Genomic DNA, 20,141 nt, shown 5'->3' with positions numbered 1-20,141 from the left:
TGATAAAAGCAAATGAAAAGTTTATCATTCTCGTTTTTGTTACAAAAGTATTTCTGTGTATTATGTTGAGTGTTAGTGGTTTATTTTGGGTATTTAGATGCAATTTATTTTATAAATAAATTTATTTCGTGCGAGACACTACTTTTTGTACCTTTGTAACCGTATAGTTTAAAAACGTAACATGTATGGGATTTCAGGATTTAAATGTAAGTAAGCAAATTTTGATGGCGTTGGAAGAGGCTGGTTTCGAGAACCCGACTCCTATTCAGGAAGAAGTATTTTCAATCAGTCGTTCCGGGAAGGATTTGATCGGTATCGCCCAGACCGGTACGGGAAAGACGCTGGCTTACCTGATCCCGATGTTGATGAAACTGCATTACGCGCAGGGATTGGTTCCGCGGGCATTGGTGATTGTTCCCACGCGGGAATTGGTGGTGCAGGTGTGTGAGAGCGTTGAATTGTTGACGGAGTTCATGGACATTCGTTGCGTGGGTGTGTACGGGGGAACGAATATCCGGACACAACAGGATCGGGTGTTCGAAGGAGTGGACTTGCTCGTGGCTACGCCGGGGCGTTTCATGGATATATATTATAACGGTATCATCCGTACGAAAATGATCAAGACGGTCGTGGTCGACGAGGCCGATCGGTTGATGGATTTGGGTTTCCTTCCGCAATTGAAAGGGATTTTTGAGGTGTTACCGGAGAAACATCAGACGATGTTGTTTTCCGCTACTTTCTCGGAGGCCGTGGAGAGTCTGTCGCATGATTTCCTGAATGATCCGGTACGGGTGGAAGTGGCTCGTCAGGCAACTCCCGTGGAGAACGTGAAACAATATCGTTATGATGTGCCGAATATTTCGACGAAGATCAATTTGTTGAAATTGTTGCTTACTGATAAGGAGAATTTCAAGAAAGTGATGATCTTTACCGAGACGAAGAAAAATGCGGATCGTATCGTGGAGCGTTTGGCTGATCACTGGAAAGGTGAGTTGAGTGTTATTCACTCGAATAAGGCGCAAAATACCCGTTTGAAAGCGTTGAGGTCATTTAAGGAGGGGGAGACCCGTATCATGGTGGCCTCTGACGTGGCTGCCCGCGGTATTGACGTGCAGGATGTGAGTCACGTGATCAATTTTGATATACCTTCTTTGGCGGAAGAGTACGTGCATCGAATCGGGCGTACGGCTCGTGCGGGAAAAGAAGGAGCTGCGATCAGTTTCGTGTCGGAAATCGAGGAGGATCGTTTCATGGATATAGAACGTCTGATTAATCAAGAAGTTGAAATACTTGATTTGCCTGAAAAGTTGGAAATTTCTCAGTTACTGCTGGAAGAGGAACAGGTGCAGACCAATAATATTGTTTACCAACGAGGGAAACCGCAAGGAGGCGGGGCTTTCCACGCTAAGAAGGCGAAAAATACATATACTGCCGAGGATAACCGGAGAAACGTGATGAAGAAACGAATGGCAAAGAAAAAGAAGAAGTAATAAAAAAAGATCAAGAATTCCTTGGTCTTTTTTTTATTTTTCCCAAATTTGCTACGATGAAAGATAAAAGCGTCATATTAGTCAGTAAACTTTTCTTGAATATTAAGAAACGCGACACCTTTGTTTGTTAAAGGTGGAGGTCTTTCGTACCCCCATTTACATGCTTATGTTATTAATGGCCTTCCGGTCATTTCTTGAGAATTATATTACAATTAATTTATATCATTAACTATTTAAAGTTTAAAGATTATGGAATTACCTTTTGCAGAATCGTGGAAGATTAAAATGGTAGAACCCATTCGTAAAAGTACTCGTGAAGAGAGAGAACAATGGATTAAAGAGGCACACTATAACGTGTTCCAATTACGTGCAGAACACGTGTATATTGACTTGTTGACCGACTCGGGAACCGGTTCTATGACAGACCGCCAATGGGCCGGAATGATGTTGGGTGATGAAAGTTATGCCGGAGCATCTTCTTTCTTTAATCTGAAAAACATGATTACCCGTTTGACCGGATTCGATTACGTGATCCCGACTCATCAGGGACGTGCAGCCGAGAACGTACTTTTCTCTTATCTTGTAAAAGAGGGTGATATTGTACCGGGTAACTCTCATTTTGACACGACGAAAGGTCACATCGAAGGTCGTAAGGCTATCGCTTGGGACGTGACGATCGACGAGGCAAAAGATACCCAGTTGGAAGTTCCTTTTAAAGGAAATCTTGACCCGAAGAAATTGGAAAAAGTACTGGCAGAACATGCTGACAAGATTCCGTTTATCATTGTAACTGTAACCAATAACACGGCTGGTGGACAACCTGTTTCTATGAAGAATATCAAGGAAGTTCGTGCTATCGCTGATAAATATGGCAAACGTGTATTGTTCGATTCTGCTCGTTTCGCTGAGAATGCTTACTTCATTAAAACTCGTGAGGAAGGTTATCAGAACAAGACGATTAAAGAGATCGTGAAAGAAATGTTCGATAACGCAGACGGTATGACTATGAGTGCGAAGAAAGATGCAATCGTGAACATGGGTGGATTCATCGCAACTCGTCACCAAGACTGGTTTGAGGGAGCTAAAGGTTTCTGCGTACAATATGAAGGTTACCTGACATACGGAGGTATGAATGGTCGTGATATGAACGCTTTAGCTATCGGTTTGGATGAAAATACCGAATTTGATAACTTGGAAACTCGCATCAAACAAGTAGAGTATTTGGCAAAGCGTTTGGATGAGTTCGGAATTCCTTACCAACGTCCTGCAGGTGGTCATGCATTGTTTGTTGATGCACCTAAAGTGTTGACTCATGTCCCGAAAGAAGAGTTCCCGGCCCAAACGTTGACTGTTGAATTGTACTTGGAGGCAGGTATTCGCGGTTGCGAGATCGGTTATATTTTGGCTGACCGTGATCCGGTAACTCGTGAGAATCGTTTCGGTGGTTTAGATCTTCTTCGTTTAGCTATCCCGAGAAGAGTGTACACGAACAACCACATGGACGTGATTGCCGTTGCTTTGAAGAATGTATTTGATCGTCGTGAGCAAATTACTCGTGGTTTCCAAATTACTTGGGAAGCACCGTTAATGCGTCACTTCACTGTTCAATTGGAGCGTGCTAAATAAAAAGAAAAGGGGCGAAAGCCCCTTTTTATTTTAAAGTTCATAAACTATTTCTTTAAGCTGGCTAAAGCAGCATCATAGTTAGGTTCGTGAGTGATTTCCGGAACGAGTTCTTCGTAAATGATCTTTCCGTTTTCATCAATAACGACAACGGAGCGAGCCAATAATCCGGCTAAAGGTCCATCTACCATTTCCACTCCATATTTGTCACCGAAAGCATGATCTCTGAATGCAGAAAGAGGAATTACTTTGTCAATTCCTTCTGTGGTACAGAAACGAGCGTGTGCAAAAGGAAGATCTTTAGAGATTGCCAATACAATCGTATTGTCCATTTCAGCAGCAAGTTTATTGAACGTACGTACGGATGTTGCGCATACGCTGGTGTCAAGACTGGGGAAAATATTTAGAACAACGCGTTTACCTTTTTCGCTTGCCAAGGTTAATTCAGATAAATCCGTTTTTACTAATGAGAAATCGGGTGCTACAGAACCAACTGAAGGTAGATTACCTTTTGTATTTATACTATTGCCTGCTAATGTTATTTTTGCCATAGTGTTTTAAATTTTAATGTTTGACTTATTATCGTTTTTCAAATATATAATTTTAATCTTGTTTCGCAAAAAGAAAATTCATAGCTTGTTTTACGGGAGTTTTGAAATAAAGTTTTACGAAAGCGAATGAAATTTTGTCTTTGTTAAGTGTTGTTTTATTATAGAGTTATTTAGAATAGAATAAAGATATGAGCGTGAGGGGAATTAGGAAGTCTGGTAATATAATCCACGTGTTACCCGGGTTGAGGTTTCGTTTTTTATATATCTCCTTCACGTGTAATGATCCGCCATTGATTAGAAATGTTGAAAAAGGAATAATGGTTACTAGCAAAAAAGCGACTACTTTCGTAATCGCCTTTTGTGATCCGGTTGGGATTCGAACCCAAGACCTACGGCTTAGAAGGCCGTTGCTCTATCCAGCTGAGCTACCGAACCGAGTGTCATTTATTTTTGACGGTGCAAAGATAGCGGTTTATCGTATAAATACAAACTTTGGAAAGCATTTTTTTAGTTTAAACTAAGAACTTGTTGAAATTTCGTGTTGATAAGATAAAAATGTTGGGTGTTAGGTATTCAAAAGCTAGGTCATTCAAAGATTTAAGATTACCGCATCATTAAATGACCATGAATAGGATTTATCTAACGACCTTGCAAGAAGAGGAATTTTCGAGCCCATATGTCTTTTTTAAGATCAACTACCTCAACACAAGTAAGTTAACGCAATAAGAGAGTCGCTACTCCTATAATACGCTGTTACACTATTGTTTGGCTAGGTCTTCTCCGTGCTTTCTCCGTGCTTTCTCCGTGTCACTTGCGAGTGATCGCCGGAGAAAATACATTTGAGTGCGGCACGAATCGAGACGGAGACATATAGGAACATTGAAGGAACATTGGCATGACCTAGAGGTGATCAAACAACGACGAGATTTTGTTCAACAAAATTTAAACAGGCTTTAAACTTTTGCGAGAATAAATATACCAATATTTCTGTGGAGGGGTTCAATGCTCAAATTGAAACTTTAGATCTCTATTAGAGGAGTAAAGCACATTCCATACTTCTTGTTTTAGACCTACGAATATTTATGCTTGAAGCCCTTAAAATGCAGGTTGATCCAGAATAGTTGGTTAATTAAGATATAATATCTTTGTCCAGTATGCCTTCTATAATCCCGTCTCCACCAACTCTGACGCCAAGAATATCAGAATCCGTCTTTAGCTCAACAATGATTCTGGAAACACTAGAAAGATTATGTCCTTGTTCAAAGATGTACCTTTGTGGTCTTATCCCAAGATTGTGAAGGTAACAAGCTAAGGCGCAATTGGAGGTTCCTGTTGCGGCCTCTTCGTTGATACCGTAAAGTGGAGCGAAATTCCGGCAAACGGCTGTGGATGCATTGTCTATATCAGATTCCGTGAGTGCGAAACAGTGAATACCAATGCATTTCATTTCTTTGCTCAAAATAGATATTTCATTGAAATCCGGGACCATAGTTTCCAATACATTCGGTGCTGAAATCGGCATAATTATATCTCTCAATCCGGTTGAAACGATACGTACCGGAAAACGTTCGTCTAAAGAAAGAGGATGGAAACATCGGACAAGTCGTTCATTAGAAATAATATCGAAAAAGGAGGGCTTGTTCTGTTCCATAAAGATAAGCCCGTCATCGTTTATCCACACTTTCAATCGTCCTGCGGCAGTTTCAATAATGTATTCTGTTTTTTGTAGTCTTCCGAGATTCCGAAGAGCGACAAAAGAAGCAATAGTGGCATGACCACAAAGAGGTACTTCACCTTTAGGAGTAAAATACTCCAATTTGAAGTCAGCTTTGTTGGAGGCAGATAAGAAAACTGTTTCTGAATAACCGAGACTTGCTGCTAATGCAATTTTTTTACTAGAATCGGGAATAAACTCATCGAGTAGGACGCCGGCTTTATTTCCTCCGGAACCATTCATGCTGAATGCACTTACCACGTATATTTTCATCGCATAAATAATTGCTTAATATCTATTGCGAAGTTAAAAACTTTTTTGGGAATAGATGGTTTACCCCGTGATAAACAAATAAACACGGGGGTTTGTGGTGTTGTTAGCGTCCTTTTTCGTCTAGTAGTCGGGTCTGTTTCTTTAAATATTTTAAAATACAGTAGAGGATGCCGCTTGCGATGGCTAGTATTATTAGAAGATAATTGTATTGGGTACTTTTTTCCAGCCATACCTTGATGCAGTCAAATCCCATGAAGATAAGACATAAGGCGAAGAGACCGTTTTTCTCTTTCTTCAAAACCTTCTTCCATGAAAAAGGCAGGGTGGGTGGGACGAATGATTTGAAATTAGGTAAGATCGTTGGTGTTATTTCAGCCCAGTTGATATAAGCAACACCAAATTTGTTTCGTAAAAATTGTTCTTCCGCGTACATGATACGTTCGTAGTAAAGCCAGTAGGCCAGTACGAAAATGGCGATAAACCCGATATTGCAGGTTAGTAAGGAGATCCCCAACCACATTAGGAAGTTACCCAAGTAAAGCGGATGACGGACGATAGAATATATACCCGTTTGATTTAAGCTATCTGCTACTTGGTTTTGAGTGTTTCTGCCCGAAGTGCCGGCGGGAGTGTGTCCGACCGTGTACACCCGGATAAAGATTCCTGCTAAGCTGATAAATAAGCACAGGTTTTCGTAGTGGTGCCAATAAAATTCGATTTTATTGAAGAGTGTTCCCGGAGCATGGATCGTGTAGATATAGACCAATACTCCAATACTTAAAATTGTGATCGGCAAGATACTTCTGTATCTGAACAACCAGTTTCCTTGTAATTCTAATTCTTCTTGTAAAGCCATAATAAATTTATTTTATGGCAGTAAAAGTAGAACCTGATTTTGTGGGAAATTTGAAGATTTAAAAGTGTACTGTAAAATAATGTTTATTATTTTCGTGGTGATACTGGATGCTCCAACTGTGGTAGTCACAGATTGCTTTCACGATAGCTAGTCCCAGTCCATTTCCCTGTATCTTTTCAGTGGGGTGATAGAAACGATTGAATATAAGTTTACTATCTAAGGGCATCTCGTTGGAAGTATTGGAAATGGTTAACTCGTTTTCTTTTATCGTGATGGTTATTTCTCCCTCCGGTAGATTGTATCGGACGGCATTAACAATCAAGTTGTTAATCATGCTTTCCAGTAAGGATTTATTCCCGTTAACGATCAATTCCGGGATTTGAAAATCCTTGCGAAGCGTGATTCCTTCGGTCATATTTTCCAAAAAGGGAAGAAGTTCTTCTAAGGTTGTCATCACATTGATAACACTCATCTGATTGTACTGTTTATTGTCTATTTTAGCTAATAACAAAAGATTTCGGTTCAGGCGTGATAAGCGGCCGGATATTTGGTATAATCCCTGCATCATTTCCGCTTGTTGTTCCGTCAGATCGGGGAACTGGAGCAGAACATCCAGTTTGCTCTGAAAAGCTGCTAATGGGGTTTGGAGTTCGTGCGAGGCATTTTCGGTGAATTCTTTTTGGACTTTATAGCTTTTTAGACTGTTGGTCATCATTCGGTTTAACGATTGATTCAATTGGTTGAATTCCTTGATGTCGCTGGCGGGTAACAGAGGGATAGTTTCGCTTTCCAGCTTGAAATGTTCAAGTTGTTTTAGCGTATCTTCGAAAGGTTTCCATAAACGTTTGGAGACGAAACGGGTCATGAGTATAATGGCAATGCCTAATACCCCGCTGATTAAGGCGAATTGTATCATCACGCCTTGCATGATGTCCTGTTCCAGATCGAGTTCCGGAATGGGTTGATTTTGTTGCGTGGCCTCTATAATATCAATCATGTCTTCCGCGTAATAGTGCTTGGTCAAGAGATAAAACAGGGGTGTCGCCAGCAATAAAATGATGATGGTACACACGATGAACTGTGTCAATGTTTTGTTGAGGAGGCTTTTCATTCTAACCATTTGTATCCGGTTCCATAAACGTTTTTAATCGATTCTTTGCAACCTTTTTCGGCCAGTTTGGCTTTTAGGTTTTTGATGTGCGTGTAAACAAAATCGTGACTATCCAACATATCAGCCATGTCACCGCTCAAGTGTTCGGCAATGGCGCTTTTGGAAATGACTTTGTTTTTATTACTGATAAAGAAAAGTAATAGTTCATATTCCGTGCGTGTCAGTATGATGAGTTGGTCGTTTACCGACACGGACTTGCTCAGCAGGTTGATCGTGATGTTATTGCTTTGTAAGAGGTTGTTGCTGGAAAATTCTTTCCGGCGTATGATGGCGTAAATACGCATACTTAATTCCGATAAGTGGAATGGTTTGGCGAGATAATCATCTGCCCCGATTTCCAAACCGTTTATTTTGTCGTCCAAAGAGTCTTTGGCAGATATGATGATTACCCCAACCGGGTTGTTTTTATGTCTTATTTCCCGAAGGACATCAAGCCCGTTTCCACCCGGTAGCATCAAGTCCAGAAGTATGCAGTCGTAGTCGTATAAATTGATTTTGTCTTTTGCCTCATTATACGTGAATGCTTGTTCGCATAGATAATTTTCTGAACTGAGATAGGTCACGATGCTGTTTGACAAATCCCGTTCGTCTTCAATGATTAGTAGTTTCATTTGATAAGCATTAGAACACTTCCACCCGTGATGAGTAAAGCACCGATGATGACCTTTAAACTAACCGGTTCTTTTAATAGGATAAAAGAGAGGAAAATGGTGATGACTACGCTTAATTTATCTATCGGGGCAACACGTGATACTTCCCCGCTTTGCAATGCTTTGAAATAAAAGAGCCATGAAAGCCCGGTAGCTATCCCGGAAAGAATTAGGAATACCCAAGCGTGACGGCTGATGTCTTTTATCTCTCCCATGTGTGTGCCGAACAACACTATACCCCAAGTTATCACTAGGATGACGGAGGTACGGATGGCTGTTGCCAGATCTGAATTTATGTCTTTTACCCCGATCTTTGCGAATATTGCTGTTAATGCAGCAAAAAGGGCCGATAATAATGCGTAATATTTCCACATAAGTCAATGATCATTTGTTGGTTACAAAATTACGGATTTTAGCGAGATAACTTTATTATATATTGTTTTTTATGACAAAATTAGGTGGGAATATTGTAGAAATTTTGAAGATGGAGAGATATTTAAGGCAAATGAGGCGTGTTAAAGATTCTTTATAGTGTTGTATATTCAAATGTATATTTATATATTTGTGTATTCAAAAAAGGAGAATATGGAAACAGAATGTTTTACACAGGAAGAATTGGAAAAGTTGGCGTACGTGTTGAAAGCAGTGGCACACCCGAATCGGTTGAAAATTATATGCTTACTCTCGAAAAACGGTGAGATGAGCGTGTCGGATATATGTGACAGGATGGGATGTAGTCAGGCGTTGATTTCGCATCACCTGACAGATATGCAGGCGAAGGGAATTCTACTGATTCGGCGGGAGGGGCGTAATGCTTTTTATAGTATGGCGAGTGATCATGTCACGGAGGCCATGCGGTGCATGATGAAATGCACGAAGTAAGTCCGTGAACTTTACGGGGGAACGGACGTTATAAGTAATATAAATTAAAACGTGATATTATGGATAAATTCAATGAGTTGATTAATGGAGAAAAGCCAGTATTGGTGGACTTTTTTGCCACGTGGTGCGGGCCGTGTAAGATGATGCATCCGATTTTGGAGGATGTGAAAAAGAGGCTGGGGGATAAGGTAATCATCTTGAAGATAGACGTGGATGTGCCAGCTAACCGGCAACCGGTGTATTTGTATCATATCCAGTCGGTACCCACGTTGATGTTGTTTAAACAAGGAAAGGTGTTGTGGAATAATAGCGGGGTGGTTCAAGCATCACAGTTACAGGAAATAATTGAAAAGTATATATAACCCTAAAATCTAAGCGTGTATGAAATATTTGATTGTTGGTGGTGTGGCGGGTGGTGCCTCGACGGCAGCCCGTTTGCGTAGGCTTGATGAGAGTGCTGAAATTATTATGTTCGAGAGAGGTGATTATATCTCTTATGCCAATTGCGGTTTACCTTATTATATCGGAGAGGTGATTTACGAGCGGGAGAAACTTTTCGTGCAAACACCGGAAAGTTTTGCCGCACGATTTAATATTGAGGCTCGGGTGCGTTCGGAGGTGGAGCGTGTAAACCCGGAAAAGAAAACAATTACGGTACATAATTTGGATTCGGGAGGACTTTATGAAGAGACGTATGATAAATTGATTTTGTCTCCGGGAGCGGCTCCGGTGCGTCCACCGTTAGAGGGGATTGACACGGAAGGAATTTTTACCTTACGTAACGTGAATGATACGGATCGGGTGAAGGAGTATATCGAGGAGCATGACGTGAAACGGGCACTGATCGTGGGGGCCGGATTTATTGGGTTGGAGATGGCGGAGAACCTGCATGAATATGGGATTCAAGTGTCGGTCGTGGAAATGGCTGATCAGGTGATGACTCCGGTGGATTACGAGATTGCTACTGCAGTACACCAGCATTTTAAGTCGAAAGGTGTCGGGCTGCATTTGCAGGAGGCGGTGACAGCGTTCCGCCCCGTGGAGGACGGTATTGACGTGGTGTTGAAAAGCGGGTTGGTGTTGCAGGTTGATATGGTTGTGCTTTCTATCGGGGTGCGCCCGGATGTGAAACTGGCACGTGAGGCTGGGTTAGAGATCGGGGAGATGGGAGGAATTAAGGTGAACGAGTTCTTACAGACTTCCCAGCTGGATATTTATGCCGTGGGTGATGCAATCGAGTTCCCGAATCCGGTGAGTGGTCGTCCAGCTCTGGCGTTTTTAGCGGGACCGGCCAATAAACAGGGACGTATCTGTGCGGACAACGTGGTGAATGGTAATCATCAAAAATATAAAGGCTCTATCAGTACGGCCATTGCCAAGGTCTTTGACTTGACCGTAGGGGCAACCGGGTTGTCTGCAAAGATGTTGGATCGTCTGCAAATTCCTTATAAAGAGGCTATCGTGCATGGAGCATCTCATGCCGGGTATTATCCGGGTGCGATTATGATGGATATAAAGATTAACTTCTCTCCGGAAGATGGAAAGTTGCTGGGCGCCCAAGCCGTGGGTATTGATGGGGTAGATAAACGGTTGGAAATGATGTCAGCCGTAATTCGGAATGGTGGGACGATTTATGATTTGATGGAATTGGAACAAGCATACGCGCCACCTTACTCGTCGGCGAAAGACCCGGTGAATATGGCCGGATTCGTGGCGGATAATATGCTGAGTGGAAAAGTGAAGATGATTAGTTGGCGGGAATTGAAAGATATGGACCGATCCAAAGTGATGCTAGTGGACGTGCGTACGGCCGAGGAGTTTGCGATGGGAAGTATCGAGGGGGCCGTGAATATATCCTTGGATGGTTCACGGGGAGAATATCAGAAACTGCCGAAGGATCGGACAATCGTGGTATTCTGTGCCATCGGGTTGCGGGGGTATATTGCAGCCCGGGTATTGATGCAACACGGTTATGATGTGGTGAACTTGAATGGAGGTTACAAGACGTATTCAACGGCGATGGCGGAACAATGTAACCCGATAAAATATTCGGAACCGGAACCGAAAAAGTCGGTGGAAGTGAAAGCTCCGGAGAAAGTGGTGGAGAAGAAATCCCTCACGATAGATGCTTGCGGCTTACAATGTCCGGGACCCGTGATGAAGTTGAAAGGTGGGATGGAGCAATTGAAGGTTGGGGAACGTTTGGAGATTAAAGTGACCGATCAGGGATTTTCCCAGGATGTGGCATCATGGGCAAAAATGACGGGCAATCAGTTGGTGGATGTGAAGGAAGAAAAGGGTATAATTACGGCCGTGTTGGAGAAAGGGGCAGGAGTTTGTCCCGTGGTGAAGGAAGGGGCGGGGAACAACAAGACGCTGATCGTGTTCAGTGATGATCTGGATAAGGCGTTGGCGTCGTTTGTTATCGCGAACGGGGCGGCATCGACGGGACGGAAGGTGACGATGTTTTTCACTTTTTGGGGGTTGAACGTGATCAGGAAAGAGCGTGCCGATGCCGTGAAGAAAGACACGATGGGCAAGATGTTCGGAATGATGATGCCTGCCGGAAGTCGTAAGTTGTCTTTGTCGAAGATGAATATGATGGGGATGGGAACTCGGATGATGCGGAAGGTGATGCGTAATAAACAAATCGATTCGCTGGAGAGCTTGATTGAACAGGCCCGGAACAATGGAGTTGAATTTATTGCTTGCCAGATGTCCATGGATGTGATGGGGATCACGAAAGAGGAGTTGATTGATGGGGTGAATGTTGGAGGTGTGGCGACTTATCTGGAGCGGGCGGAGGATGCAAACGTGAATCTGTTTGTTTGATTGAAGGTTTTATTATATGAAAGGGGGGAGTGTCAAAAGTCATTTTTCAAACTCCCTCCCCCCTTCGGGGTACTCCCTCTATAAACAGAGGGAGAGCTGAAATACTCCCTGTCTTCGGGAAGAGTCGCCAGCTCCTCCTCTGTTTATAGAGGAGGTGGCACGAAGTGACGGAGGAGTTTTTTGAGGATAAAAAAATGTTGACACGCCCCCTTTATTTATACTTAATCTACCATACCCTGCCGGATTTACGCCACCCTTTTTTATAGTAATTTTCGCTTAGGTGGTTGACCATGACACCTTTTGATGTGCTGGCATGAGCGAAGTAACCGTTTTTGAGGTAGATTCCCATGTGATTAAGGGTTCTTTTCTTCCGCTTGGAGAAATTGAAAAAGACAAGATCACCCGGTTTCAAACGGTGTTTCCCGATGCGCTGGCAGTCCTTGTTGTAGATATTAACGACTGTGCGTTGTAGGGATTTGTGGTAAACGTTTTTATACACGGCTCCCACGAATCCCGAACAATCGGCACCCGTACGAGTGGTTCCACCATACCGATAGGGAGTTCCTAGCCATCGACTGACTTCTTCCAGTAAGGGTAGATCATCTTTCCGATTCACCGTGAATCCTAATTTACGGGATAGCTGTGCGGTTTTACTTTTTTGGATAGCGAGTTGTTTGGATGAGGTACAGGACGAAAAGGCGAGGGTCAGTAAAAGAATCCCGATATATAACGTGTTAAATTTAAATGTTCTATTCATATTCAATTAGTTACCAATAATGTCAACAAAGATAGAGAATTCGGGAGAAGGGTTCGTCTTTTTTGTTATTTTTGTTTTTAGATCGGTGTTAAAAAAAGTCCGAAAAACTTGAAACTTGTTATAGGGTAAAAACGTAAACCAAGGAATGAATTATTTAGCACATATATTCCTCTCGGGAAATAATCGGAAAGTTCAGATCGGGAACTTTGTTGGGGATGCTGTTAAGGGGCGGACTTACGAGAATTATCCGTCGGGTTTTCGGGAGGGTATTCTGTTACACCGGGAAATTGATGATTACACGGATCATCATCCCGTGGTTCGGGAGGCAATAGATATGTTGCGAGGTGATTTCGGACGTTATTCCGGCGTTTTGACGGATATTTATTTTGATCATTTATTGGCAAGGGATTTTCGACGTTATTCCGGGCGGTCGTTGAGGTGGTTTGCCTGTGGTTTTTATGGGGCGTTAGTCTTGAATTATCGTCATTTGCCGGAACGGTTTAAAGGGTTCCTTTGGCATTTTATCCTGACAAATCGGTTGGTGCGTTATGCTTCCCTTTCCGGGATTAAGCGTTCGCTGGAAATCATGGTGGAGTACAAGAATCTGGGAGTTGACCCGGAGGCGGCCATCGTCTTTTTCGAGAGGAATCAGGATCGGTTACAGGAGTTGTTCGATCGTTTCCTGCCGGATGTTCAAGAGAAATGTCGTATGATGTTGGAGGCGGATATAAGTTGTTAATCATTAATATAAATTTAGGTGTATGGAAGAATTATTGACAAGTCCTTCTAATGTGTCATTAGATGTGTTCTTAACTAAGATGATCGATTTGGGAATATCGGTCGGTTCTAAGATTTTGTTGGCTATCGTGGTGTTCCTTGTGGGACGCTGGATTGTCCGGCGATTGAACAAGTTGTTGGCGAAGATATTGGAAAAACGTCATGTGGAGGCTTCTTTGTCTACGTTCGTGAAGAGTTTGGTGAATATCACGTTAACGTTGTTGTTGATTATCGTGGTGATTGGAGTGTTGGGTATCGAGACCAGCTCGTTTATAGCCTTGTTTGCATCTGCCGGTGTTGCCATTGGTATGGCATTGAGCGGTACGTTACAGAATTTCGCCGGAGGGGTAATGATTTTGTTGTTCAAGCCGTTTAAGGTCGGAGATACGATCGAGGCTCAGGGACAGAGTGGTACGGTGAGGGAGATTCAGATATTTAACACGATTCTGGCGACTCCCGATAATAAGATTATCATTATCCCGAATGGCGGTTTGTCAACGGGGTTGATGAAAAACTATTCACGGGAGGCTACTCGCCGTGTGGATTGGGAGTTCGGAATTGCTTACGGGGATGATTACACGAAGGCGAAAGCCGTGATTGCCCGTTTACTGGATGCGGATGGACGTGTGTTGAAGGACCCGGCTTATTTTATTGCCTTGACTTCTTTGGGAGAGAGTTCGGTGAATATCGTGGTTCGTGCTTGGGTGAACGCCGGGGATTACTGGGGTGTTTATTTTGATATGAACGAGAAGGTGTACAAGACGTTCGCCGAGGAGAATCTGAATATTCCGTTCCCACAGTTGGATGTGCATTTGCATAAACAGGCAGAATAGGATTTTGCCGTTACAAGTTAACGGGTTACAGGTTACAAGTTATTTAAATAGAAGTGGTAGTGATTGGAAAATAACTACCACTTTTTTGTGTTGTTCTGGAACTTTTTTTCTTATGGAAAAAGCGTTAGCTTTGCGGGGTTGGGAAGGAGAGGGGAAAAGGAACTTGTAACTCGCCGGAGGCGAACACTAAAATTGAAATTGTTATGTTACTTCTTTGGTTGGATTTGAATTCTTCGTATGCTCATTCTTCATTGGCTCTTCCGGCTATTCATGCTCAAGTGGAAGGAAAGGAGGGGAATGTGGAATGGAGGAAGGTTTCAGCGACGATCAATTCAAATGTGGGGAGTGTGGTGGCCGAGATCGTGGCGGCCCGGCCCGATGTGGTGGCGGCGACGGCGTGGTTGTTCACGCATGAGGTGTTGTTGAAGATCACGGCTCGGGTGAAGGCGTTGTTACCGGAATGTACCATTATATTCGGGGGACCGGAGATGTTGGGGGATAATGAGGAGTATTTGCGTCGGAATCGGCACGTGGCTTGCGTGTTTCGGGGAGAGGGTGAGTTAGGATTTCACGAGTGGCTAGGGGTGTACGATTGTCCTTCCCGGTGGAATGAGGTTGTGGGGCTGTGTTGGTTGGATGCGGAGGGTGTGTATCATGATGGGGGATTAGCGAGGGTGATGGAGTTCGATCAATTGATGATTCCGGAACGCAGTCGTTTTTTCGATTGGACAAAGCCATTCGTACAGTTGGAAACGACGAGGGGGTGTTTTAATACTTGTGCTTTTTGCGTGAGTGGGGCGGAGAAACCCGTGCGGGTGTTGTCTGTGGAGCGTATTCGGGAACGCCTGACTGTTATTCGGGATCATGGTATTCGGGATATTCGGTTGTTGGATCGTACTTTTAACGGGTCTTCCCGGAGGGCGATCAGTTTGCTGGAGTTGTTCAGGGAGTTTGCTCCGGGGATGCGTTTTCATTTGGAGATTCATCCGGCGTTGCTTTCTGATGAGGTGAAGGAGTTGTTGCGGGAGTTGCCTGCCGGGTTGTTGCATCTGGAGGCGGGAATTCAGAGTTTACGGGAGAATGTGTTACAGGCTTGTCGGCGAATCGGTGATTTACAGGCGGCTTTGGATGGGCTGCGTTATTTGGCGTCATTATCTAATTTGGTGGTACACGCTGATTTGATTGCCGGGTTACCATTGTATTCTTTGGAACAGATGGTCGAGGATGTGCGGGTATTGGCTGGTTTCGGAACGGGAGAGATCCAGTTGGAGTTGTTGAAATTATTACCCGGAACAGCGATGCGTGCGGAGGCAGAGGCTTTGGGAATTGTTTATTCCCCGGACGTGCCGTACGAGGTGTTGCAGACGAAAGCGATGTCGGTGGAGGATTTGCGTCAAGCCCGGTTGTTGTCTCGTTTGCTGGATGGTTTTTATAATGCTTTGGCATGGCAGGAGGTGACCCGTAAGTTGATCGGGTATGATGAATGTTTCCTATCGGATTTTCTACGTTGGATGGAGGAACGGGAGTTGTTGGAGCAACCGCTTAGTTTGGAACGACGGGGGGCGTTGCTGTACGAGTTTTGCGAGGAACGGTACCCGATGTTTCTGACTGATATTTCGGTAGCGTGGATTGTTGCGGGGATTCCTTTTGCTAAGGAACCGAGTAAGCGGCTGAAACCGTGGAGTAAAGATGTTCCGGGGGATGTGGTGAACGTGATGGGGGAATACGAGAGTGTGATGCGGGTGTATTATTTATCGGGGGAAAAGGAGGAATTCTGGTTCGGTTTCGATCGGGGGAAATCGGCGTCAAGACCATTGTACGTGGGGAAAAAACTGAGGGGATTTTAGATTCCGGTTGCGGGGGCAAATGATTGGGGTTCATAAAGTTCATAAAGTTCATAAAGTTTATAAGGTTCATAAAGTCACGGGTGTCCTTCGGACAATGTTTTAACGGCAGTTCAAGCTGCCGTTGACAAAGCGCCCCGCAGGGGTCCATAAACCTTATGAACCTTATAAACTTTGTAAACCTTATAAACTCTTTTCTTCGTTTATCCAGTTATTAATCATTTGGCAGCCTTGGCGGGTGATGATGGATTCGGGGTGATATTGAACGCCTCGGATGGGGAGGGTTGTGTGGTAGAAGGACATGATGTGACCTTCTTCGTCGAGGGCGCTGATGCGGAGGCATGAGGGGAGCGTGTGAGGGTTCACGATCCATGAGTGGTACCGTCCTACTTGCACGGGATAGGTGAGGCCGTGGTAGAGAATGTCGGTGGGATCGACGATTGTGAGGGGACTTTCGTGGCCGTGTTTGGGGAGAGGCAGTTGTTGCAAGCTGGCACCGAAGGATTCGGCGATGGCTTGGTGGCCGAGGCATACACCGAGGATGTCGTGAGTGTTTTTACAATGCTCGATGAGTGCGAGAAGTTCTCCGGCCTCGGCTGGAATTCCCGGTCCGGGAGATAATAGGATCTTGTCGTAGCGGCTGAGCGAGGAAAAGTCGATTTGGTCGTTATAAACGATGTCGAATTGGCAGTGTTCGTTTTCCCGGAGGATTTGGACGAGGTTATAGACGAACGAGTCATGATTATCAATGACAAGTATATTTTTTATTTTTGAATTCTCCATGCCGTGGCTTTCTTTGTGAGGTGGATGACCTGTTTTCTCCCGCGAAAGTAGGAATTCGGGGGAAAATAAACTACTTTTGGCTGTTGTGTTTTATCATATAAGTTGTGATTATGGCGAAGAGAAAGAATTGGTTTTCCCTGTTTTTCACGAATTATCTGGGAGTTTTGAATGATAATTTCCTGAAGACGCTGGCGTGTTTTATTTGCATTGCTTGGGTGGGGAAGGAGAACGAGTCGATGGTGGTGACGCTGGCATCGGCGGCATTGGTGATACCGTATTTGCTGTTTTCCCCGTTGGCGGGACGATTGGCGAAGATATATAAAAAGCGAAAGATTGTGGTTTGGGCGAAGTTTGCCGAGATGCTGATTATGGTCGTAGCTGCGGCCGGGTTCCTGACGCACTCGACGGGACTGGTGTTGTCATCCATTTTGTTGATGGGATTGCAGAGTGCGCTGTTTTCTCCTTCGAAGTACGGGCTGATTCGTGACATCGGGGGTGAAGAGGGGATTTCTTACGGTTCCGGGGCTATGGAGATGTTCGCTTTCGTGGGTATTCTGACAGGGACGTTGATGGCGGCCTTTTTGTCGGAGAGCGTGACGATCCCGGTGCTGTGCGTGATCCTGTTCGGGGTGGCGTTGTTCGGTTGGTTGTCGAGTCTGACGATTCGAGCGAACGAGAGCGAACCGATGAAGGAGAGCCACGAGACGTTGAATCCCGTGAAGTTTGTGAAAGATATGTTCGTGCGGGCGTTGGCGTTCAAGGGGTTGAATCTGGTGGTTGTGGGACTGGCCACGTTTTGGTTTATCGGTTCGATGATCCAAATGGTGCTTATCGTGTACTGCCGTTCGGATTTGGGGATGAACGATTCGGAGACGGGTATCGTGATGTCGTTGGCTGCCGTGGGAATCGGGGCGGGATGTTATCTTGCCGGGGTGTTGTCCCGTCGGGACGTGGAGTTGGGATTGGTGCCGTATGGAGGGATCACAACGGGATTGACGTTGCTGGCGATATTCGTTTTTGACGCTCACGGGGTGACGTTCGGTGTACTCGTGTTCCTCGCCGCGTTTTTCAGTGGGATGTTCAAGGTGCCGCTGGACGCTTGGATTCAAGCGAACGTGAAGGGGCGGGAGCTGGGGGATATGCTGGCTTACTCGAACCTGATCACTTTTCTGTTCATGTTGATGGCATCGGGGTGTTTCGGGGGAATGACGATGTTTTTCGACACGAAGTACGTGTTTATTTTTCTTGCCGTGCTGACGTTCGCGATCACGATTATTTTGTTCTCGTGCGTGGAGGAGGTGAGGGTAAGGTTTAAGAAGTTTAGACTAAAGAATTAGATATGGGTTATAAAAAGGTAGTGGCGGCCTTTTACCGGGGTGTTTTGAGCGCCCGTTACCGGGTGCGCCTTGAGGGGGCGGGGTTACTGGCCGAGCGGCGGGCAACGTTGTTTTTGCCTAATCATCAGGCGTCGGTCGATCCGCAGATTGTTTGTTCTCAGTTGTTGCGTTACGTGGATGTGTCGCCGTTGGTGACGGAAGGGTATTTTAAGATCCCGTTGGTGGCTCAGGTATTGCACTTGATGAACGCGGTGCGGGTACCGGATTTGGAGAAGAGCCGCCGGGGGGTGGAGATCGTGGCGGGGTTGAACCGGGTGGTGATTGATGCTTTGGTGGCGGGGCATAACGTGTTGCTTTACCCGGCCGGGCAGTTGACGAATGGCGGGTTGGAGCGTGTGGGGAACAAACAGGGGGCTTGGCAGGTGTGTCACCAGTTGCCGGAGGGTACGCGTGTCGTGGGTATGCGTATTCGGGGTTTGTGGGGGAGCATGTGGTCAAGAGCCAAGACGGGGCGTTCACCGAATTTTGCGTGGACTTATCTGAAAGGGATATTTTATGTGCTGGCGAACTTGCTGTTTTTCGTGCCTCGGCGTGACGTGACGATTACTTTCGAGGATATTACCGACGATGCGGTGCGTTATGCCGCGGAGGGACGGCAACCGTTCAATCGTTTTTTGGAGAGTTTTTATAATGCTCCGGGTGAGGAGCAACCTTTGTTTTTAAAACATTTCTTTTACGTGAGGGGTCGGGGGTACTGACCGTTTTTTGGGTTATGAATATGATTACTGCTAACGAGGTCCGGGCGTGCATGAATGAGGCGGGAGCCCGGCGGGAACCGTTTTTGTTCGGTGTTGATTTCGAGTTGTCGGAAGGCTTTTTCGTGTCCGATCCGCTGGGACAGCAAGAGATTCTTTTCGAGGCCGGAGGTGTCACTAATTCCCCGGTGGGGGAAGGGATGCCGGGGGAGGTGTCGGAAAAAGTGTTTTCTCCGAATCCGGTGGCATTCGAGGTTTACCGGGAGAAGTTTGCCGTGGTGCGGGAGGGATTGGCTCGTGGCGATTCTTTTTTGTTGAACCTGACGGTGGCGACGGGGTTGGAGACTGACTGGACGTTGGAAGAGATTTTCCACCGGGCCTGGTCGCCTTACCGTTTGTTGGTTCCGGGGCGATTTGTCTGTTTCTCGCCGGAGATTTTCGTGCGGGTGGATGAGGGGGTGATTTCTTCTTACCCGATGAAGGGAACGATTGATGCCTCGGTGCCTGATGCGGGGCGGGTGATTCTGGAGGATTACAAGGAGCGTTCGGAGCATAACACGATCGTGGATTTGATCCGGAATGATCTTAACCGGGTGGCGGAACGGGTGGACGTGCGGCGTTTCCGGTATATCGATCGTTTGCGGGTGAGCCGGGGGGAGATTCTCCAAGTGAGTTCGGAGGTGACGGGACGGTTGACGGGGGATTATTATTCCCGTTTGGGGGAGGTGGTTTTCGGGATGTTGCCTGCCGGGTCTATTTCGGGTGCGCCGAAACCTTCGACGTTACGTATTATTGCCCGGGCAGAGGGTGAACGGAGAGGGTTTTACACGGGTGTCTTCGGGTATTTTGACGGGAAGAGGTTGGATTCGGCGGTGATGATTCGCTATATAGAGGTGCGTGACGGGCGGTATTATTTCCGTAGTGGCGGGGGAATCACGATTAACAGTGAGTGCCGGGCGGAGTACGAGGAGGTGCTGGCAAAGGTGTATCTTCCGTTTGATAAGTGATTTAAA

At 45.2% G+C, this 20,141-nt stretch carries 20 protein-coding genes and 1 tRNA gene; 11 read left to right on the top strand and 10 right to left on the bottom strand.

Going from position 1 to position 20,141, the window contains the following annotated elements; translation table 11 throughout:
• Positions 1–185 precede the first annotated feature (185 nt).
• On the top strand, positions 186–1,490 hold the full coding sequence (locus F1644_RS04000; RefSeq protein ID WP_118302038.1) for a DEAD/DEAH box helicase: 1,305 nt from the start codon (positions 186–188) through the stop codon (positions 1,488–1,490).
• Positions 1,491–1,739: 249 nt separating this feature from the next.
• The gene (locus tag F1644_RS03995) at positions 1,740–3,116 is read left to right on the top strand and encodes a tryptophanase (RefSeq protein ID WP_087422690.1); all 1,377 of its coding nucleotides are present in this window, start codon (positions 1,740–1,742) and stop codon (positions 3,114–3,116) included.
• A gap of 44 nt (positions 3,117–3,160) precedes the next feature.
• On the opposite strand, the gene tpx is transcribed toward F1644_RS03995, so the two are convergent.
• The 8 genes from tpx to F1644_RS03960 all read right to left on the bottom strand — a co-directional run bounded on the left by tpx (position 3,161) and on the right by F1644_RS03960 (position 8,702).
• The gene (tpx, locus tag F1644_RS03990) at positions 3,161–3,664 is read right to left on the bottom strand and encodes a thiol peroxidase (protein WP_118302039.1); all 504 of its coding nucleotides are present in this window, start codon (positions 3,662–3,664) and stop codon (positions 3,161–3,163) included.
• A gap of 166 nt (positions 3,665–3,830) precedes the next feature.
• Complete coding sequence (locus F1644_RS22710) at positions 3,831–4,016, bottom strand: DUF6790 family protein (RefSeq protein ID WP_373291461.1); 186 nt, start codon at positions 4,014–4,016, stop codon at positions 3,831–3,833.
• A gap of 9 nt (positions 4,017–4,025) precedes the next feature.
• Positions 4,026–4,099, bottom strand: a tRNA-Arg gene (locus tag F1644_RS03985).
• Between the two features lie 694 nt (positions 4,100–4,793).
• Positions 4,794–5,651 (bottom strand): PhzF family phenazine biosynthesis protein, encoded by an 858-nt coding sequence (locus F1644_RS03980; RefSeq protein WP_087422688.1) that lies wholly within the window; start codon positions 5,649–5,651, stop codon positions 4,794–4,796.
• A 103-nt stretch (positions 5,652–5,754) separates the two neighbouring features.
• Positions 5,755–6,507, bottom strand: a complete 753-nt coding sequence (locus F1644_RS03975) for a methyltransferase family protein (RefSeq protein ID WP_118302040.1) — start codon at positions 6,505–6,507, stop codon at positions 5,755–5,757.
• Between the two features lie 58 nt (positions 6,508–6,565).
• Positions 6,566–7,618 carry a sensor histidine kinase gene (locus F1644_RS03970; protein WP_229782484.1) on the bottom strand — a complete coding sequence of 351 codons (1,053 nt, stop codon included), beginning with the start codon at positions 7,616–7,618 and terminating at the stop codon, positions 6,566–6,568.
• The gene (locus tag F1644_RS03965) at positions 7,615–8,289 is read right to left on the bottom strand and encodes a response regulator transcription factor (protein ID WP_118302042.1); all 675 of its coding nucleotides are present in this window, start codon (positions 8,287–8,289) and stop codon (positions 7,615–7,617) included. Before F1644_RS03965 ends, F1644_RS03970 begins: the two co-directional genes overlap by 4 nt.
• Positions 8,286–8,702, bottom strand: coding sequence for an EamA family transporter (locus tag F1644_RS03960; protein WP_118302043.1), 417 nt, complete (start codon positions 8,700–8,702; stop codon positions 8,286–8,288). Before F1644_RS03960 ends, F1644_RS03965 begins: the two co-directional genes overlap by 4 nt.
• Positions 8,703–8,913: 211 nt before the next feature.
• Between F1644_RS03960 and F1644_RS03955 the strand changes: the two genes are divergently transcribed.
• Genes F1644_RS03955 through F1644_RS03945 form a run of 3 tightly spaced genes read left to right on the top strand, consistent with a single transcriptional unit; the run spans position 8,914 to position 12,042 of the window.
• Entirely contained in the window at positions 8,914–9,210 is a 297-nt protein-coding gene (locus F1644_RS03955) for an ArsR/SmtB family transcription factor (protein ID WP_087422711.1), read from the top strand.
• Positions 9,211–9,269: 59 nt separating this feature from the next.
• Entirely contained in the window at positions 9,270–9,572 is a 303-nt protein-coding gene (gene trxA, locus F1644_RS03950) for a thioredoxin (protein WP_087422683.1), read from the top strand.
• A 19-nt stretch (positions 9,573–9,591) separates the two neighbouring features.
• Entirely contained in the window at positions 9,592–12,042 is a 2,451-nt protein-coding gene (locus tag F1644_RS03945; RefSeq protein ID WP_118302044.1) for a DsrE/DsrF/DrsH-like family protein, read from the top strand.
• A 226-nt stretch (positions 12,043–12,268) separates the two neighbouring features.
• Here F1644_RS03945 and F1644_RS03940 read toward each other — a convergent pair whose 3' ends face one another.
• Positions 12,269–12,799 (bottom strand): C40 family peptidase, encoded by a 531-nt coding sequence (locus tag F1644_RS03940; protein ID WP_118302045.1) that lies wholly within the window; start codon positions 12,797–12,799, stop codon positions 12,269–12,271.
• Positions 12,800–12,944: 145 nt separating this feature from the next.
• Here F1644_RS03940 and F1644_RS03935 point away from each other — a divergent pair, with 145 nt between their 5' ends.
• From F1644_RS03935 to F1644_RS03925, 3 genes are all read left to right on the top strand, one after another.
• Positions 12,945–13,538 (top strand): acyl carrier protein phosphodiesterase, encoded by a 594-nt coding sequence (locus F1644_RS03935; RefSeq protein WP_118302046.1) that lies wholly within the window; start codon positions 12,945–12,947, stop codon positions 13,536–13,538.
• A 22-nt stretch (positions 13,539–13,560) separates the two neighbouring features.
• Positions 13,561–14,409 (top strand): mechanosensitive ion channel family protein, encoded by an 849-nt coding sequence (locus F1644_RS03930; protein WP_087422679.1) that lies wholly within the window; start codon positions 13,561–13,563, stop codon positions 14,407–14,409.
• 203 nt (positions 14,410–14,612) lie between these two features.
• Positions 14,613–16,256, top strand: a complete 1,644-nt coding sequence (locus F1644_RS03925) for a B12-binding domain-containing radical SAM protein (RefSeq protein WP_118302047.1) — start codon at positions 14,613–14,615, stop codon at positions 16,254–16,256.
• Between the two features lie 180 nt (positions 16,257–16,436).
• Here the strand turns inward: F1644_RS03925 and F1644_RS03920 are convergent, their stop codons facing one another.
• Positions 16,437–17,036, bottom strand: a complete 600-nt coding sequence (locus tag F1644_RS03920; RefSeq protein WP_118302048.1) for an anthranilate synthase component II — start codon at positions 17,034–17,036, stop codon at positions 16,437–16,439.
• A gap of 110 nt (positions 17,037–17,146) precedes the next feature.
• Here F1644_RS03920 and F1644_RS03915 point away from each other — a divergent pair, with 110 nt between their 5' ends.
• Genes F1644_RS03915 through F1644_RS03905 form a run of 3 tightly spaced genes read left to right on the top strand, consistent with a single transcriptional unit; the run spans position 17,147 to position 20,135 of the window.
• Positions 17,147–18,373 carry an MFS transporter gene (locus F1644_RS03915; protein WP_147344458.1) on the top strand — a complete coding sequence of 409 codons (1,227 nt, stop codon included), beginning with the start codon at positions 17,147–17,149 and terminating at the stop codon, positions 18,371–18,373.
• A 2-nt stretch (positions 18,374–18,375) separates the two neighbouring features.
• The gene (locus F1644_RS03910) at positions 18,376–19,131 is read left to right on the top strand and encodes a lysophospholipid acyltransferase family protein (protein ID WP_118302050.1); all 756 of its coding nucleotides are present in this window, start codon (positions 18,376–18,378) and stop codon (positions 19,129–19,131) included.
• A 14-nt stretch (positions 19,132–19,145) separates the two neighbouring features.
• Positions 19,146–20,135 (top strand): aminodeoxychorismate synthase component I, encoded by a 990-nt coding sequence (locus tag F1644_RS03905; RefSeq protein WP_370818912.1) that lies wholly within the window; start codon positions 19,146–19,148, stop codon positions 20,133–20,135.
• Positions 20,136–20,141 lie beyond the last annotated feature (6 nt).

It is taken from the genome of Butyricimonas paravirosa (assembly GCF_032878955.1).
In the GTDB taxonomy this organism is placed as follows: Bacteria; Bacteroidota; Bacteroidia; order Bacteroidales; family Marinifilaceae; genus Butyricimonas; species Butyricimonas paravirosa.
The sequence above is the reverse complement of the archived record's forward strand: the minus strand, read 5'-3'. Positions and strand labels throughout refer to the sequence as shown.

What these genes read in the sequence shown, in the direction of transcription:
- F1644_RS04000 (WP_118302038.1), top strand. Translation starts at nt 186, where the DNA reads ATGGGATTTCAGGATTTAAATGTAAGTAAGCAAATTTTGATGGCGTTG.
- F1644_RS03995 (WP_087422690.1), top strand. Translation starts at nt 1,740, where the DNA reads ATGGAATTACCTTTTGCAGAATCGTGGAAGATTAAAATGGTAGAACCC.
- tpx (WP_118302039.1), bottom strand. Translation starts at nt 3,664, where the DNA reads ATGGCAAAAATAACATTAGCAGGCAATAGTATAAATACAAAAGGTAAT.
- F1644_RS03980 (WP_087422688.1), bottom strand. Translation starts at nt 5,651, where the DNA reads ATGAAAATATACGTGGTAAGTGCATTCAGCATGAATGGTTCCGGAGGA.
- F1644_RS03975 (WP_118302040.1), bottom strand. Translation starts at nt 6,507, where the DNA reads ATGGCTTTACAAGAAGAATTAGAATTACAAGGAAACTGGTTGTTCAGA.
- F1644_RS03970 (WP_229782484.1), bottom strand. Translation starts at nt 7,618, where the DNA reads ATGAAAAGCCTCCTCAACAAAACATTGACACAGTTCATCGTGTGTACC.
- F1644_RS03965 (WP_118302042.1), bottom strand. Translation starts at nt 8,289, where the DNA reads ATGAAACTACTAATCATTGAAGACGAACGGGATTTGTCAAACAGCATC.
- F1644_RS03960 (WP_118302043.1), bottom strand. Translation starts at nt 8,702, where the DNA reads ATGTGGAAATATTACGCATTATTATCGGCCCTTTTTGCTGCATTAACA.
- F1644_RS03955 (WP_087422711.1), top strand. Translation starts at nt 8,914, where the DNA reads ATGGAAACAGAATGTTTTACACAGGAAGAATTGGAAAAGTTGGCGTAC.
- trxA (WP_087422683.1), top strand. Translation starts at nt 9,270, where the DNA reads ATGGATAAATTCAATGAGTTGATTAATGGAGAAAAGCCAGTATTGGTG.
- F1644_RS03945 (WP_118302044.1), top strand. Translation starts at nt 9,592, where the DNA reads ATGAAATATTTGATTGTTGGTGGTGTGGCGGGTGGTGCCTCGACGGCA.
- F1644_RS03940 (WP_118302045.1), bottom strand. Translation starts at nt 12,799, where the DNA reads ATGAATAGAACATTTAAATTTAACACGTTATATATCGGGATTCTTTTA.
- F1644_RS03935 (WP_118302046.1), top strand. Translation starts at nt 12,945, where the DNA reads ATGAATTATTTAGCACATATATTCCTCTCGGGAAATAATCGGAAAGTT.
- F1644_RS03930 (WP_087422679.1), top strand. Translation starts at nt 13,561, where the DNA reads ATGGAAGAATTATTGACAAGTCCTTCTAATGTGTCATTAGATGTGTTC.
- F1644_RS03925 (WP_118302047.1), top strand. Translation starts at nt 14,613, where the DNA reads ATGTTACTTCTTTGGTTGGATTTGAATTCTTCGTATGCTCATTCTTCA.
- F1644_RS03920 (WP_118302048.1), bottom strand. Translation starts at nt 17,036, where the DNA reads ATGGAGAATTCAAAAATAAAAAATATACTTGTCATTGATAATCATGAC.
- F1644_RS03915 (WP_147344458.1), top strand. Translation starts at nt 17,147, where the DNA reads ATGGCGAAGAGAAAGAATTGGTTTTCCCTGTTTTTCACGAATTATCTG.
- F1644_RS03910 (WP_118302050.1), top strand. Translation starts at nt 18,376, where the DNA reads ATGGGTTATAAAAAGGTAGTGGCGGCCTTTTACCGGGGTGTTTTGAGC.
- F1644_RS03905 (WP_370818912.1), top strand. Translation starts at nt 19,146, where the DNA reads ATGAATATGATTACTGCTAACGAGGTCCGGGCGTGCATGAATGAGGCG.